Source organism: Xanthomonas sp. 4461, assembly GCF_024806475.1.
Taxonomy (GTDB): Bacteria; Pseudomonadota; Gammaproteobacteria; order Xanthomonadales; family Xanthomonadaceae; genus Xanthomonas; species Xanthomonas arboricola_F.
This window is the reverse complement of sequence record NZ_JANTYV010000003.1, coordinates 331,183-346,981: the sequence shown is the minus strand read 5'-3', so window position 1 is coordinate 346,981 and position 15,799 is coordinate 331,183. Positions and strand designations below refer to the sequence as shown.

At 63.3% G+C, this 15,799-nt stretch carries 14 protein-coding genes and 1 pseudogene; 12 read left to right on the top strand and 3 right to left on the bottom strand.

The window, feature by feature from the left end:
* Window positions 1–79: 79 nt before the first annotated feature.
* From FHY19_RS13795 to FHY19_RS13785, 3 genes are all read right to left on the bottom strand, one after another.
* Entirely contained in the window at window positions 80–460 is a 381-nt protein-coding gene (locus tag FHY19_RS13795; protein ID WP_259166691.1) for a cupin domain-containing protein, read from the bottom strand.
* 126 nt (window positions 461–586) lie between these two features.
* Entirely contained in the window at window positions 587–886 is a 300-nt protein-coding gene (locus tag FHY19_RS13790) for a hypothetical protein (RefSeq protein ID WP_259166689.1), read from the bottom strand.
* A 305-nt stretch (window positions 887–1,191) separates the two neighbouring features.
* A complete protein-coding gene (locus FHY19_RS13785; RefSeq protein ID WP_259166686.1) occupies window positions 1,192–3,330 on the bottom strand; it encodes a TonB-dependent receptor in 2,139 nt (712 codons plus the stop codon).
* A 156-nt stretch (window positions 3,331–3,486) separates the two neighbouring features.
* Between FHY19_RS13785 and FHY19_RS13780 the strand changes: the two genes are divergently transcribed.
* The 12 genes and pseudogenes from FHY19_RS13780 to FHY19_RS13725 all read left to right on the top strand — a co-directional run bounded on the left by FHY19_RS13780 (window position 3,487) and on the right by FHY19_RS13725 (window position 15,797).
* Window positions 3,487–4,689: an amino acid aminotransferase gene (locus tag FHY19_RS13780; RefSeq protein ID WP_259166684.1), complete on the top strand. Its 1,203-nt coding sequence runs from the start codon at window positions 3,487–3,489 to the stop codon at window positions 4,687–4,689.
* A gap of 702 nt (window positions 4,690–5,391) precedes the next feature.
* On the top strand, window positions 5,392–6,408 hold the full coding sequence (locus FHY19_RS13775; RefSeq protein ID WP_259159253.1) for a class 1 fructose-bisphosphatase: 1,017 nt from the start codon (window positions 5,392–5,394) through the stop codon (window positions 6,406–6,408).
* 183 nt (window positions 6,409–6,591) lie between these two features.
* Entirely contained in the window at window positions 6,592–7,350 is a 759-nt protein-coding gene (locus FHY19_RS13770; RefSeq protein ID WP_259166682.1) for a hypothetical protein, read from the top strand.
* A 286-nt stretch (window positions 7,351–7,636) separates the two neighbouring features.
* Window positions 7,637–8,164: a hypothetical protein gene (locus tag FHY19_RS13765; RefSeq protein WP_259166681.1), complete on the top strand. Its 528-nt coding sequence runs from the start codon at window positions 7,637–7,639 to the stop codon at window positions 8,162–8,164.
* Window positions 8,165–8,297: 133 nt separating this feature from the next.
* On the top strand, window positions 8,298–8,654 hold the full coding sequence (locus tag FHY19_RS13760; protein WP_153064750.1) for a hypothetical protein: 357 nt from the start codon (window positions 8,298–8,300) through the stop codon (window positions 8,652–8,654).
* Between the two features lie 602 nt (window positions 8,655–9,256).
* A pseudogene (locus tag FHY19_RS13755) lies at window positions 9,257–9,379 on the top strand (fructose-bisphosphatase class I); the annotation flags it as partial.
* A 307-nt stretch (window positions 9,380–9,686) separates the two neighbouring features.
* Window positions 9,687–10,154, top strand: a complete 468-nt coding sequence (locus tag FHY19_RS13750) for a LuxR family transcriptional regulator (protein WP_259166950.1) — start codon at window positions 9,687–9,689, stop codon at window positions 10,152–10,154.
* Window positions 10,155–10,233: 79 nt separating this feature from the next.
* Complete coding sequence (locus FHY19_RS13745; RefSeq protein WP_259166680.1) at window positions 10,234–10,620, top strand: hypothetical protein; 387 nt, start codon at window positions 10,234–10,236, stop codon at window positions 10,618–10,620.
* A gap of 114 nt (window positions 10,621–10,734) precedes the next feature.
* Window positions 10,735–10,989 carry a DUF2164 domain-containing protein gene (locus FHY19_RS13740; RefSeq protein ID WP_114996586.1) on the top strand — a complete coding sequence of 85 codons (255 nt, stop codon included), beginning with the start codon at window positions 10,735–10,737 and terminating at the stop codon, window positions 10,987–10,989.
* 70 nt (window positions 10,990–11,059) lie between these two features.
* Window positions 11,060–11,449, top strand: coding sequence for a hypothetical protein (locus FHY19_RS13735; RefSeq protein ID WP_259166679.1), 390 nt, complete (start codon window positions 11,060–11,062; stop codon window positions 11,447–11,449).
* Window positions 11,450–11,770: 321 nt separating this feature from the next.
* Entirely contained in the window at window positions 11,771–13,399 is a 1,629-nt protein-coding gene (locus tag FHY19_RS13730) for a TldD/PmbA family protein (RefSeq protein WP_259166677.1), read from the top strand.
* A 763-nt stretch (window positions 13,400–14,162) separates the two neighbouring features.
* On the top strand, window positions 14,163–15,797 hold the full coding sequence (locus FHY19_RS13725) for a TldD/PmbA family protein (protein WP_259166675.1): 1,635 nt from the start codon (window positions 14,163–14,165) through the stop codon (window positions 15,795–15,797).
* Window positions 15,798–15,799: the final 2 nt, after the last annotated feature.

The following is a 15,799-nucleotide window of genomic DNA, read 5'->3' as shown; positions in this document are numbered from 1 at the left end:
GGGAAGCGCGGAGCGGCGGCGCCGCAATGGTCGATTCCTACGGCACCGACCGTCGGACCTGTCGTGCCGAGCGCAGCGATCAGATCCAGATGTCGTTGTCTGCGGTGTAGGCGCCACCCGCATCGCCGGTATTGACCACGCCGCGTGGCTCGACCAGCAGCACGCTGCACTCGTGCTCCGCCACTGGCCGGTGTTCGACCCCCTTGGGCACCACGTGCATCTGCCCGGCCGACAGCGCCACCACGCCATCGCGAAATTCGATGGTCATGTGGCCGTCCAGCACGATGAACACCTCGTCCGTGTCCGCATGCCGATGCCACACGAACGCACCTTGCAGCTTGACCAGCTTGAACTGGTAGTCGTTCATTTCCGCAACGACACGCGGGGACCAGTGCTGCGACAGCAAGGCGAGCTTGTCGCTGAAATCGATCGGGGCGTAGCGCATATTCAACGGAAACATCCTTATGCGGGGAATGCGCCTGCAAGCTTAGTGCATCGTATTGCGCACAGTCACTGCTGCAGGGTGCGGCGCATTGCAGCGACACTCAATGAACAACGCGACCAGTTTGCCCGGCGCGATGCGCGCTCATGTACCAGCGGTGCGGGTGTCTGCCGCGCGCCACGCTTGCACGGCGGCGCTGACCTGCGCACCATGACTGGCGCTTACATCGCGCGCGACAAAGGCGTACGGCTGCCTTTGCACCTGCGCGGCAAGTCGTGCGCAGGCGGCATGTCTGTCTGCCAGCACGTCGGCCTGCTCGGTTGCGTTCAACGGCAGCAGGAGCGAAACGCCTGTGGCCGAGATCGTGCAGTTGATGTCCAGCCAGTAGCGGTTGTCCTCGCGCAGCAAAAACCAGTCTGCGGTGGCGTGATCGACGACGATCATGGTGGGGCCTTGCGTGGTGGGCACAGGTGGGGCGTGTCGATGGCAAACCATGGGTTAGCGGGACGGCTTTGTCGCGCCCGGGTGCGCTCCTACGGTGACGGGCGCGCGTTGTTGAACGTGCGCCGCATGCGGCCGGATTCGCCGCCGAACTTCCATTACAGGCCGACCGGTTGTTGGAGAGACATCCGCATGCTGTTGTGCCGCCGCGTGGCGATGCGCGCGTTGGCTGGACGGCTTTGTCGCGCCAGGGTGCGCTCCTACGGTGGCGGGCGCGCGTTGTTGAACGCGCCCCGCCTGCAGGTGGCTCAGCCGCCAAAATCCCATTGCAGGCCGACCGTGTAGGTGCGGTCCGGGCCGGGTTCGTAATAGCGCCCGTTGCCGTCGTTGACGATCACCGAGCCGACATACTCACGGTCCAGCGCATTGTCGATGCGGGCGAAGGTACGCAGCCCGCCCAGCTTGGTGGTCCAGCGCCGGGAGGCTTCCAGGTTGACCAGCGCGTAGCCGGGCGCGTGCTCGGTGGCCAGGTCGTTGACCACGGTGGCATCGGAGGCCACCGTTTCGGCGGCGAACTGCCATTGCAACGGCTGCCACTGCCAGCGCGCAAACAGCTGCTGACGCGGCACGCCGGGCAGGCGCGACCCGCTCGCCACTGGCGCGGTGGGCGTGGCGCAGCCGCTGCTGGCGCAGGTGAGATAGCCATCGCGCACTGTGGCATCGACGAAGGTATAGGCCAGCTGCAACTGCTGGGTGGCGCCCACTGGTTGATTCCAGCTCAGCTCCGCGCCCTGGCGGCGGGTGGCGCCGATGTTGCGATAGGTGCTTCGGCCGTTGGTGTTGCTGGCCACTGCCAGCTCGTCGTCGGTGTCTGCGCGAAACAACGCCAGCTGCAGCGCCGCGCCGCTCTGGGCGCGCCACTTGCTGCCGACCTCGTAGTTGCGGCTGGTGGCCGAGCCCAGGTCCAGCGCCAGACCCGCGCCGCCGTCGTTGCGGTACCCCAGCTCGTTGAAGGTTGGCGTTTCGAAGCCGCGTCCAGCCGAGGCGTAAAAACGCAGATCGTCGGTGGCGCGGAACACGATGCCGGCTACCGGCGTGGTGGCCGAATAATCGCGCCGCCCGCTGTCGTCGGGATTGCGGCCCACGATGTAATGGTCGTCCGAGCGGAAACGCACCTGGCTATGCCGCACGCCCAGCAATGCCGACCAGCGCTCGCTCCACTGCCACCAGGCCTGCGCAAACTGATCCACGTTCTCGACCTGGTCGCGCTGATTGCGGCGCAGCGCGCCCTGCACGCCCAGCGTGGTGCCGACGAAATTCTCGTAGCCGGTGCGGTGCTGGCGTTGACGATCCACGTTTGCGCCCACGGTCAGCTGCAAGGGCCGGCCCAGGGCCTCGCCTTGCCAGGCCCAACGCGCGTCGGCACCTTCGTAATTGCTGTCCAGATCGATCACCCCGCCCGAATGCAGCGGATTGCGCTGCACCGCTATCGGCACCGCCAGGAACTGCTCCACGCTGCGCTGCCCGCCATAGGCCATCAGCCGCACCGTCTGGCTGTCGAACTGCTGGGTGAAGATCGCCCCGGCCTGCGATTGGCGCACCGATTTGCGGGTGTTGAACTGGGTGGCCACTGCCGTGGCCTGCGCCGGGTCGGCATTGAACTGCGCGCGGGTCAGGCCCAGCGGGTCCTGCGCATCGGGCGCGTCCAAATAGTTGAGCACCAGGTCCAGCCGGCTGCCGGGCGCCAGGTCGAAGCCCAGCTTGGCGTTGACCGAATCGCGCTTTGCGCGGCTATGGGCGCGGAAGCCGTCGGTTTCGAAATGATTAGCCGCCAGGTTGTAGTGCACCGCGCCCTGCTGGCCGAGCAATTGCGCACCCGTGTTGACGGTGGCGTTGCTGCCGTAGGTGGCGCGCAGCCGCCACGGGTCGCCCGGCGCGCCGTCGGCGCTCCACAGCTGCAGCACGCCGCCGGAGGAGTTGCCGTACAGCGCCGAAAACGGGCCGCGCAGCACTTCCACCCGCTCGGCGCCCAGCACGTTGAAGTGCGAGAGCTGGCCCTGGCCATCGGGCATGCTGGCCGGGATGCCGTCGACCAGCAGGCGCACGCCGCGCACGCCGAAGGTGGAACGCGCACCGAAGCCGCGGATCGACAGCTGGGTGTCCTGCGCGTAGTTCTGGCGATCGCGCGCCACCAGGCCGGGGATGCCGTCCAGCAGCTCGGACACTTGCGCGCCGCGGCGGTTGTCATCGTCGGCTGCCACCACGGTGAAGGAGGCCGGCAGGTCGAAGTCGTCCACCCCGCGCACACGCGCGGCGTCCACCTGCACGGTGGGCAAGCGCTGGATCGGTGGGGAGGCGGGCGGCGCCGCATCGGCGGCCAGGACGGGCGACGCGGCGCTCGTGGCGAACAGGCCGCAGGCGGCGGCCAACAAGGTCAGTCTGGGCATGGGCGTAGTGTCCCTCATCCGTACTGTGGCCGCATCGTTGCGTACGGAACGAAGCATGCTACGCCGGCCATGGGCTGCTACGATGAAGTGGTTTGGCCCAGCCGCGGCCGAGCATCCGGAAGTCCCTCACTCTTTCGTCCTTCAGCGAGTCATGCCGTGTCCTTCTTTGCAAACGTGGAACAGGTTCCAGGCGACCCCATCCTGGGCCTGACCGAGGCTTACAACGCCGACAGCCGCCCCAACAAGGTCAACCTGGGCGTGGGCATCTATTACGACGAGAACGGGCGCATCCCGCTGTTGCGCGCCGTGCACAAGATCGAGCAGCAGCTCGCGCTCGAGGCCAAACCGCGCGGCTACCTGCCCATCGACGGCCTGGCCGCCTACGACAAGGCCACCCAGGAGCTGCTGTTCGGCACCGAGTCGGCACTGGTGGCCTCCGGCCGCGTGGCGACCTCGCAGACCGTCGGCGGCAGCGGCGCCCTGCGCGTGGGCGCGGACCTGCTCAAGAAACTACTGCCCACCTCCACCATCGCCATCAGCAACCCGAGTTGGGAAAACCATCGCGCCGTGTTCGGCGCGGCCGGCTTCGAGGTGGTGGACTACACCTATTTCGATGCCGCCAGCCATGGGCTGAACTTCGACGGCATGCTGGCCGACTTGGCCAGGCTGGAGCCGGGCACGGTGGTACTGCTGCACGCCTGCTGCCACAACCCGACCGGCGCCGACCTGAGCAAGGAACAGTGGAAGCAGGTTGCCGGGCTGTTGAAGGAACGCAACCTGTTCCCGTTCGTCGATATCGCCTACCAGGGCTTCGACAAGGGCATCGAGGCCGATGCCTACGCGGTGCGCCTGCTCGCCGCCGAAGGCATCGACAGCTACGTGGTCGCCAGTTCGTACTCCAAGTCGTTCTCGCTGTACGGCGAGCGCGTGGGCGCGCTGTCGGTGGTCTCGGCCACTGCGGCCGAAGCCAAGGCCGTGCAATCGCAGGTCAAGCGCATCATCCGCACGATCTACTCCAGCCCGTCCACGCACGGCGCCGCCCTGGTGGCCGGCGTGCTGACCAGCCCGGAGCTGCGCGATCTGTGGGAGCAGGAGCTGACCGAGATGCGCGAGCGCATCCACGCCCTGCGTGCGGGCCTGGTGGCCAAGCTGGCCACGCTGGGCGCGCCGGAGTTCGAGTTCATCCAGCGCCAGGCCGGCATGTTCTCGTACTCGGGCCTGACCAGGACCCAGGTGGACCGCCTGCGCGAAGAGTTCGCCATCTACGCCGTGGGCACCGGCCGCATCTGCGTGGCCGCACTGAGCCAGCGCAACCTGGACTACGTGGCGCAGGCGGTGGCGACCGTCAGCCGGATGTAAGCAACCGCATCGCGATCGGCCACACCGGCCAATACCAGCAAACCGGGAGCGCGCCAGCCTCCCGGTTTTTTTGTGCGCGCAGCCGCCGCTCGCTCCCCTGCCCTCGCCGCGTCCTTCCCCCGCCTGCGGGGGAAGGTGCCCGAAGGGCGGATCGAGGCAAGCGCAGCGCAACCATCGCTGACCCACCACCACCCACGCACCGGCAACGCTCCCTTCCCCCCGCCTGCGGGGGAAGGCGCCCGAAGCGCGGATCGGGGCAAGCGCAGCGCAACCATCGCTGACCCACCACCACCCACGCACCGGCAACGCTCCCTTCCCCCCGCCTGCGGGGGAAGCTGCCCGAAGAGCGGATCGAGGCAAGCGCAGCGCCACCATCGCCAACCCACCACCACCCACGCACCGGCAACGCTCCCTTCAACCGCCTGCGGGGGAAGGTGCCCGAAGGGCGGATGGGGGCAAACCCAGCGCCACCATCGCCAACCCGCCACCCACGCACCGGCAACGCTCCCTTCCCCCGCCTGCGGGGGAAGGTGCCCGAAGGGCGGATGGGGGCAAGCGCAGCGCAACCATCGCTGACCCACCACCATCCCCCATTCGCGCACGTTCGATCAATCACGCTGCAAAACGCGCAGCAAGTGATCGAAATCTAACGGCGCAATGGCGACAATAGCCGCCCACTTCCTACACAGGCTGCCCGCCCCCATGTCGCGTCCCTCGCTGACCCGCTTCCTGATCGAAGAACAACACGCCGGCCGTATCGATGCGGAATTGCGCCAGCTGATCACCATCGTCTCGCGCGCCTGCAAGCGCATTTCCATTGCCGTGAGCAAGGGCGCCCTGGGCGGCGTGCTCGGCGATGCCGGCACCGGCAACGTGCAGGGCGAGGCGCAGAAGAAGCTCGACGTGCTCAGCAACGACATCCTGCTGGAAGCCAATGCCTGGGGCGGCCATCTGGCTGCGTGCGCTTCCGAAGAAATGGACCACAGCCAGCCGGTGCCCGACCAGTATCCCAGCGGCGACTTCCTGCTGCTGTTCGACCCGCTGGACGGCAGCTCCAACATCGACGTCAACGTCTCGGTCGGCACCATCTTCTCGGTGCTGCGCGCGCCCAAGGGCACCGAAAAGCCCGGCGACGAGCACTTCCTGCAGCCGGGCACGCAACAGGTGGCCGCCGGCTACTGCATCTACGGCCCCAGCACGATGCTGGTGCTCACACTGGGCCACGGTACCCACGCCTTCACCCTGGAGCGCGAGGAAGGCAGCTTCCTGCTGACCCAGGCCAACATGCGCGTGCCCGAGGACACCGCCGAATACGCCATCAACATGTCCAACCAGCGCCACTGGGAACCGGCCATGCAGTCCTACGCGGGCGATCTGCTGGCGGGCAAGGACGGCAGCCGCGGCAAGGACTTCAACATGCGCTGGATCGCCAGCATGGTCGCCGACGTGCACCGCATCCTCACCCGCGGCGGCATCTTCATCTACCCCTGGGACAAGAAGGACGCATCCAAGCCGGGCAAGCTGCGCCTGATGTACGAAGCCAACCCGATGAGCATGCTGGTCGAGCAAGCCGGCGGCGCGGCGACCACCGGGCGCGAGCGCATTCTGGACATCCAGCCCACGCAGCTGCACCAGCGCGTACCGGTATTTTTGGGCTCGAAGAACGAAGTCAACGAGGCCACGCGATATCACGTTGAGTTCGACAAGGCGCAGGGCTGAGGTTGTATCGGGCACTCACTTGTGCGACAAGTGGGTCGCCCGCCTCGCGCGGGTGACCCGCTCGTTTACTGCGAGATGACTTCACTATTTTACGTGTCTTGACGCAAGCTCAACGCTGCCCTCTATGGACGGCCAGCCTCAGCGTTGCTAGCATTTTATTGCCTATACACCATTGGACGGTCGATGAAACACCTATACGCACTTTTATGCGTTGCTTTTTTTGCTTCGCCGGCTTTTGCATATGACTGCAACCAGTCATTGAAGTATAAATCCGAATACGCGAGCCTGACCAAGACGCCTCCTGTCGACGTCGAGTCTCTTAAACTCGGAGTAGCGTTCTTGGTGGATCGAAAAAATATCACACCAACGGCAGCGACCAACGAAGTTATCGCTATTTTGAAGAATGGAAAGTCGCCCATCGCCACCCAGCTAGAAGAAGCGATCAGCGGCAGCGCAAACCAGCTCAAAGCTGCCAACCCCCAGTCTGAGCAAGAGTGTTTGGCTCTCATGGACCAGCGTCGTGAGCATCGCAGACTTGGCCAGCAGTTGACCAAGTATCAAGTAGCCAGATTGATGGCGGCGCAACCAGCTAAACAGTTGTCGGCACCAGAGTGCAAGTCGCAGAAGCTACCAGAAGACCACACCTCAGAAATGTGCCTTATCAAGGGCGCAAATTTCGATCACATGTATTTCAGGCTTCGTGTAGATGGCCTGGAGATTTTTACGCTGGCCGACGATTATGCGGAAGATGTCGTCCTCAAACACAAGGTCTCCCGCAGCGTATCGATTGAATTCCCCTTATCCTTACAGGGCCCAGAGGAATCGACAATTCGTGGCGGCTGCCTACCTGGAAGCAAGGACGGCGCATTGACAGCTTACATATGCAATTTCACCTGGGGCCAAGTGCAGCTAGTTAATAATCTTGAGTTCCAGATTCATTAGCACCCCCCAAATTCGCGACTTTGCGGAACGTCCGCTGTTGAGCAGAAGTGGAAGACTCTACAAGAGCATGAAGCGGACCTGGTGTTTATTCGCGCAGCAGCTGAAAAAAAATCTTGTGCCCCTCCCTTGTATTCGCAAGCGTGTCGACTGCCAGAAATCATCGATCCCTCCAGTGAATTCTCATCTGTAACAGGCCAGTAAACTGAACTTACGGCGTTGATTGCCACGCCGCTGTTGAGAGAGGCGCAGGCTCAGAGACCCTGGCGGCATACGCGGCAATTGCCGCATGACGACCGCATCCTCATCGGAGAACTCGCTTGCCGAGCGCAAATATTGTTTCCGCACCGCGAGAGCAGGCATGACCCACGTCTTTTTCGCGGCCGCACGCGCAGCAAAAGTGACTCTCATCTTTCTGGGCTCGGTGCTTCTTTCATGTGTCGCGGCAACGATTCTCAGCGGACTTTGTTTGACTCTCATTCTGGCGACGTCACGCGATAGTGAGACGGCCGGTGCGTTTTTCTTGTACTACTGCTTTTTCTCGTTTGGCATTGGCTCCCCCGCATTCTTCCTTGCAGGCGTTCCACTCCTGCACTTTTTCCCTGGACTGAAGCATGCACATCCCTACAGTGCGGGAATTGCGGGAGCGGCAATCACAGCAAGCAGCATGTTGATCCTGCGCTTGATGCATCACTCCTCAGTACCCTTTTCTTCCTGGGACACCATCGCGGTACTTGTCGCTTTCCCATCGCTTTGGGCAGGAATCGCAAGCTGCGTCTATCAGCGCACAAAGCAACTGGCGACGGAGGCGATATAATGGCGTTGTCCGTAGATTTCCGCCTGTGTACACGTGGCTGGCATCACCCATCAACCTTGCCCCCGTCAGCACTGACTGCCGGAATTATCGAAATGAGCTGATAAAGGCTCAAACAGCTTGGGGAGTGTTGAAAATGATCGAGATCATCGGCCCGTCCAGCGATATGAAGCTGGTACACAAACAGGGCGAGACAGTGGTCGTGAACACGCCTGTCCCGGTACTTGCCGACGCAGTCACTCTCGGAGAGGCATTGACTGCTTATACAGATTCCCAGGGTGCTTGCATCGTGCCTTACGATGGTTCCTGGGAGGACGTTCCGTTTGAGACAGGCGAGGAACCCAAGTACTTTGTGTACACGTCTACACAGGGTGGTCCTACGCTTGTGGACATCCATATCGCTCGTGCGGGTGACCTACTATGCCCCAAGCAGGATGTGTACTTCAGGCTTGAAGACGGCGACCGCATCCTCATTGGAGAGCTGGTGTGTTGATTCCGAAAACTTTCGGTGCGAGTGGCCGGGATGACAAAGCCACTTCAGTACAAGGCACTCTTACTGACCGTTGCGCGGATGGTGAGCGCGGGCTTTAAGATTTGGAAGTGTCCATTTACGCTTGCTTGAGTGCATCGGTTTTCAGTGGCATCGTCCTGTGCATGGCGGTGTCTATTTACGCCAGGGATGAGCGTTAGGCATGTTGTTTTCTTCCTTCTGCCTTCTCACTCATTTCTTTCGTCGTCGACGTGCCTGCATTTCTTGCTCTCGGCGTGCCAGTCTTGCACTTGGTATCTGGCTGAAGCGTGCGCGCGCCCACGCCATGCTGCACTAACCGGGCAATCACCGCAGCGATGATCCGCCTTTGCCTTTACCTGCTTGTCGGTCCGCAGAACATCGGCCCTTTGGTGAAGCGGTCGGCATTGTTCTACATCGCCACACCGCTGTGGGCCGTAATTGCCAGCTGCCTTTACCAGCAGACTGTCAGACCGTCCTGGGACGCGGCGCTGCAAAGCGGCAATGGGGAAACAAGCCTTGCCCGACTCAGTGATGCTGACCGCCCGCACACGTCTGATGATGGAAGCTCGCCACTGGGACGGTACGAAGGCATCCTGGACATCCAGCCCGCATAACGGCACCAGTGCGTGCCGGTGTTCCTGGGCTCACGCGATGACGTGACCGAGGCGACGCGGTATCGCGTTGGGTTCGACAAGGCGCAGGGCTGAGGTTTCGGCTTGCGCGACAAGCAACCTTGATTGATGCGAGACACCTGCCCGGTGTGGCTGCCTTTTTATGGAACGCATGCTGATTGCGCCGCTGGCGATGCGCTGGAGCGCGAGAACTGCGCCAACGGCCACCTGGTACCGCGAGTTGACTCACCGCCGCCAGGCGGTGAGTATCGCGATCGGGCCGGAGTGGGACGGTCTACGGGAAGTTGATCTACTCACAGTGCCTTGCGAACAGTCGCATGACTGCCCGCAGGGACCACGTATCGATCAGGGAGTTCACATGAAGACCGCATGTGTTGCACTGGTGGCTGCCGTCATGTTGCAAGCCACACCCGCATTCTCCGCATCAACCGCAACCTCGCCGCTGGTCGGAACCTGGCTGCTGGACACCAGCAGCCTGCCGATGCCACCTGCTGCACGACCCAAACGTGTCGTCCTGGATTTCAAACAGGTCCCCGGCAACAAATGGGCCACCAGCGCCGAGATCGTCGAACACGACAACAACACCTTGCAGGCGCAATCCACGCTGTCGCTGGACGGCACGCCGGGCAAGGCATCCGGCACCTACCTGGTCGATCGTGCCGCAGTCAAAATGCCCGAGCCCGGCGTGCTGGTCATGCAGTTGATGTATCAAGGCTTGCCGGCATCCACACGCACTTATACGGTCAGCGCCGATGGCAAGGTGATGACCGAGATCGAAGCGTACTTCAAGGACGGCAACCCGATGATGCGCACGGCGTATTTCAAGCGCGTGGCAAGTCAGACCAAGTGAGCACTGTCGAGCCACGCCGCACAGCGGCGCGGCTCGATGTATTTTTGGAGCAGCGGTAGCTTGAAGGCAGGGAGGCCGTATGCGACATCTTTTACCGGTTGATATTCCAGCTACGTTACGGCGCAACACGTCGGTCGAGCAGTTCCTCGGAAAAAGCCCAGTCGATGCAACGTACATTCGCCATATCGAGTTACGCCCGGCAAACGACTCCATCGAGGTGTGGATTCATGACGTGGAGGACATTGGCAGCCAGGACCATTCGGACCTGTATGACTTCATGTCTTTCGATCCGGATGGACCGGACGCCCCTGCTGCCATTTTTGCGGACGCTGCCTCTGCCGTGATGTATGCCAGCACATCCCTGGCGGCGGACCCCACGCGCTGGACCAACCTTGGGATTGCCGAGTCCGAATACCTCGACTACATTCGGGCCGGCCGGCCTGCCCGTTGGCCGGCTGCCACCTAAGCCTCGATCTCGATACCGACCAGGCAAGCGGTTGGGTTCAACAGGCACCAGTCGCGCCAAGCTGCCTGTGTCTCAATGCAAATCGTCCCGAGACCGTCGTTGCGCCGAGCCTCCATGACCAATATCAAATTCACCGAAGGCGAGCGGGCGGCGATCATCCGCAAGGTCCAGCTTTACTTCAGCGAGGAGCTGAAGCAGCAGATCGGACGCTTCGATGCAGAGTTCCTGCTCGATTTCTTTGCCGAAGAAGTCGGAGCCTACTTTTACAACCGTGGCGTCTACGATGCCCAGGCGATCATCGCCAAGCAGCTGGACGATCTGGGAGAGTCGATCTACCAGCTGGAACGTCCGACCGACTTTAAAAAGTGACTGGTCTCACCACGCGGATGCGATGACGAGAGCCAACATCCTCGTTCCTACCAGCAGGGATGGCGTGCGAATGACCATGCGGAGTTGCCGTTTCATGATTGTGCTGGTTGGTGTGCTGCTACCCTACGCGGCGCGCCTGCCGCGCGGGGTGGAATGGCTTGCGCAATACACCGACACGGCTATCGGCGCCTGGCTGCTCTTGGGCGCGTTCAATGCGATTGCATGGGGCGCGCTGCTCGGCATCAGCTTCCTGTACCGGCGTCCGATCTCGCTACTTGTCCCCTGTGCGTTGGGCTTCGGTGCGCTGGCCTGGGCGCACGCCACGCTGGATCTGCGTGCCGACGCGCAGTCGGCGCTGGCGCTGATCTTCATCCCGATCTATGCACTGCTGCCCATCGCCGTCGGCGGCGCGCTCGGCTATCTGCTGGACCGGCGATTGCGGCACACGGCAGCACGCTGATGCACTCAGCGCATACAGCCTGCCATCGCCAGTGGTCGTGCTCGGTTGTGCTGCGGCGCTTGACGTTTCGATGTGCCGCAACGCAGAAGTGCACAAACGGTACATAGAGATCTGGATCGATGCGTGCGCTGCCGCTGCCCGCATGTCGGCGCGCCTTTCGACAGCCGCCCGGTGTCCGCATCGTATCGCCACGCACCATGCGATCTGGACGCGGGCGCCGGCCCGCCGGCGCTGCCCCCTTGACCGCCAACGCCCACACCGGCCAGTCTCGGGGGCTGGCACGGCGGGGGTCGTGCCGCTCGCCTTCAACGGAGAACCGCCGTGGACCGTCGTACCTTCCTCACCCTGTCGGGCATCGGCGCTGCCGGCTTGCTGTTGCCGAACACGCGCCTGATCGCTGCCGAACAGTTGCTCACACCCAACGATGCCGTGCGCAGCCGGCGCTTGTCCGATACCGCGCTGAGCACCGCCAAGGCAGCCGGTGCCAGTTATTGCGATGTGCGCGTAGGCCGTTATCTGCGCCAGTTCGTGATCACCCGCGAGGCGCAGGTGGAGAACGTGGTCAACGCCGAATCCAGCGGCGTGGGCGTGCGCGTGCTGGCCGATGGCGCGTGGGGGTTTGCGGCCACCAACACGCTTACCAGCGATGGCGTGGCCACCGCCACGCGCCAGGCGGTGGCGATCGCCAAGGCCAACGCGCGGCTGGGTGGTACGCCGGTGCAGCTGGCGCCCGTGACAGCGGCCGGGCAAGTGCGCTGGCGCACGCCGATCAAGAAGAATGCGATGGAAGTACCGCTGCAGGACAAGGTGGCGCTGCTGATGGACGTCAATGCGGCCGCGCTCAACGCCGGCGCCACCTTCGTGGCCTCGCGCATGTTTGCCATCAACGAGCAAAAATACTTCGCCAGCAGCGATGGCTCCTATATCGATCAGGATGTGCACCGGCTGTGGCTGCCCTTCACCGTGACTGCGGTGGACAAAGCCAGCGGCAAGTTCCGCACCCGCGACGGGCTGTCTTCGCCGATGGGCATGGGCTACGAGTATCTGGACGGCGATGCGCGCGAGAAGCACGCGCTACCTGGCGGGCTTGTCGGGTATGGAAAAAGCTACGATGCGCGCGAAGACGCCATTGCCGCCGCAAAGCAGGCGCGCGCCAAGCTCACCGCGCGCTCGGTGAAGGCCGGCAAATACGATCTGGTGATCGACCCGAGCAATCTGTTTCTCACCATCCACGAGTCGGTCGGCCACCCGCTCGAGCTCGATCGCGTGCTCGGGTACGAGGCCAACTACGCCGGCACCAGTTTCGCCACGCTGGACAAGCGCGATGCGAAGTTCCGCTGGGGCAGCGACACGGTGACGTTCGTCGCCGACAAGACGCAGCCAGGCAGCCTGGGTGCGGTGGGCTACGACGATGAGGGCGTCAAGACCAAGCAATGGGACCTGGTCAAGGACGGCATCCTGGTCGACTACCAATGCACGCGCGATCAGGCGCATCTGCTCGGCAAGACCGCCTCCGATGGCTGCAGTTACGCCGACTCGTGGTCCAACGTGCAGTTCCAGCGCATGCCCAATGTGTCGCTGGCTGCGGGCAAGACGCCGCTGGCGGTGGCGGACATGATCAAGAACGTCGAGCGCGGGCTGTACATCCACGGGCGCGGCTCGTATTCGATCGATCAGCAGCGCTACAACGCCCAGTTCGGCGGGCAGCTGTTCTACGAGATCGAGAACGGCCAGGTCACGCGGTTGGTGGAAGACGGCGCCTATCAGATTCGCACGCCGGAATTCTGGAACGCCTGCAGCGCGGTGTGCGACGAGCGCGACTTCCGTCTGGGCGGCTCGTTCTTCGATGGCAAGGGCCAACCCAGCCAGGTGTCGGCAGTGTCGCATGGCTCGGCCACGGCGCGCTTCGATGGTATCAACGTGATCAATACCGCGCGTTCGTTAGGCTGAGAGCGGCTCATCATGATGTCGATTCGCAGCGTTGTTGGGTGCGATCAAAAGCTTGGTCAGTCGAGGGCGCGGTGCCCTCGCCGCTCGGGGGACACGCCGCAAGTACGTCCCTGTAGGCTCGGTGGCGGCATCCATGCCGCCACACGGTCCCGCAATCGGCGAGGACACCGCACCAGAGAGTGAGTCGGTTGCTTTTTTTTGAAGCCTCAGGTTGATCGCCTTGCGTTGCGAAGATGATCCGCGGCGTTCTTCAAACAAGGCACGTCATGCTTTGCTCTCACTATGCTTACCGACACTCTCGACTGGCCCTTGCCCGCCCACCGCCGCGGGACCTTACGCGGCATGGATGCCGCGTAAGAGCTTACAGGGACGTACTTGCAGCGTGTCCCGCGATGGTGGGCGGGCAAGGGCCCTGCAGCCAGCGCGCAGATCGCCCACGCAGTTTGTCAGCCGCTCTGAACCTGCGCAGCAGCTATTGAGCGTGATGGCATCGCATCGTCGTGAATAGGGCGAGCATGCACGACATCCACCACATGTTCCCGCGCGAAGCATCCATCGCAGGCAACCAGCCCCGCTCGCCAGACTTGCATGCAGATAGCTGTGCCAATCGATTCAGACGAGCACAGCGATTGCCGCTGCACCCCTGCCGAAAGTCATTTGACGCAGCGTTCATCGCCCGGCAAGAATCGGCGATACCGTGCAGATACCCATCTGTGCGTCACCAGACCACCTGCGCGCCGCGCGGGACTATTGGGGAGTTGCCGTGCAGCGACGTGATTTCCTTGCCCTGACCGGGCTTACCATGGGTGGGCTGATCGTGCCGGCCTACTTCGGCAAGGCGATTGCCGCCGAGCAGTTGTTGACGCCCTTCGATGTCGGCCTCAAGAAGCGCCTGGCCGATGCCGGGCTCAATGCCGCGCGGCAGGCCGGAGCGAGCTATTGCGATGTGCGCATCGGCCGCTATCTGCGGCAGTTCGTCATCACCCGCGAAGACAAGGTACAGAACGTGGTCAACACCGAATCCATCGGTGCCGGCATCCGCGTGATCGTGGGCGGAGCATGGGGTTTTGCTGCCACCAACGAGCTCACCGAACAGGGCGTGGCCAAGGCCGCGGCGCAGGCTGCCGCGATCGCCAAGGCCAATGCCAGGGTGCAGGGCACGCCGGTGCAACTGGCGCCCACACCGGGCGTCGGCGAGGTCAGCTGGAAGACGCCGATCAAGAAGAACGCGATGGAGGTGCCGATCAAGGACAAGGTGGATCTGCTGCTGGGCGTCAACGCTGCCGCCACCGCTGCCGGCGCCAACTTCGTCAACTCGATGCTGTTCGTGGTCAACGAGCAGAAGTATTTCGCCAGCACCGACGGCTCGTACATCGACCAGGATGTGCACCGCATCTGGGCGCCACTGAGCGTCACCGCCATCGACAAGGCCAGCGGCAAGTTCCGCACCCGCGACGGGCTGTCTGCGCCGATGGGCCTGGGCTACGAATACCTGGACGGTGCCGCCTCGGGCAAGTTCGTCTCGCCCAACGGCGTGGTCAATTACGGCCTGTCCTACGACATGAAGGAAGACGCGATCGCCGCGGCCAAGCAGGCGCAGGAAAAGCTCAAGGCGCCATCGGTGAAGCCGGGCAAGTACGATCTGGTGCTGGACCCCTCGCACACCTGGCTCACCATCCACGAGTCGGTGGGCCACCCGCTGGAGCTGGACCGCGTGCTCGGCTACGAGGCCAATTTCGCCGGTACCAGTTTCGCCACCCTGGACAAGCTCAAGGCCGGTTTCCAGTACGGCAGCGACAAGGTGCATATCCTGGCCGACAAGACCCAGCCCGGTAGCCTGGGCGCGGTGGGGTACGACGATGAAGGCGTCAAGACCAAGCAGTGGGATCTGATCCGCGACGGCAAGCTGGTGGACTACCAGGCCATTCGCGACCAGGCGCATATCCTCGGCAAGACCGCCTCTGATGGTTGCTGTTATGCGGACTCGTGGTCGAGCGTGCAGTTCCAGCGCATGGCCAATGTGTCGCTGGCCGCCGGCAAGACGCCGTTGAGCGTGAGCGAGTTGATCAAGAACGTGGAAAACGGCATCTACATCATCGGCGATGGCTCGTTCTCCATCGACCAGCAGCGCTACAACGCGCAATTCGGCGGCCAGCTGTTCTACGAGATCAAGAACGGTGCGATCACCCGCATGCTCGAGGACGTGGCCTACCAGATCCGCACGCCGGAATTCTGGAACGCCTGCAGCGCGGTGGCCGATCAACGCGACTACCGCCTGGGCGGCTCGTTCTTCGACGGCAAGGGCCAGCCGAGCCAGTCCTCGGCGGTCTCGCATGGCTCGTCCACCGCCCGTTTCGACGGCATCAACGTCATCAACACCGCCCGCTCGCTCGGCTGACA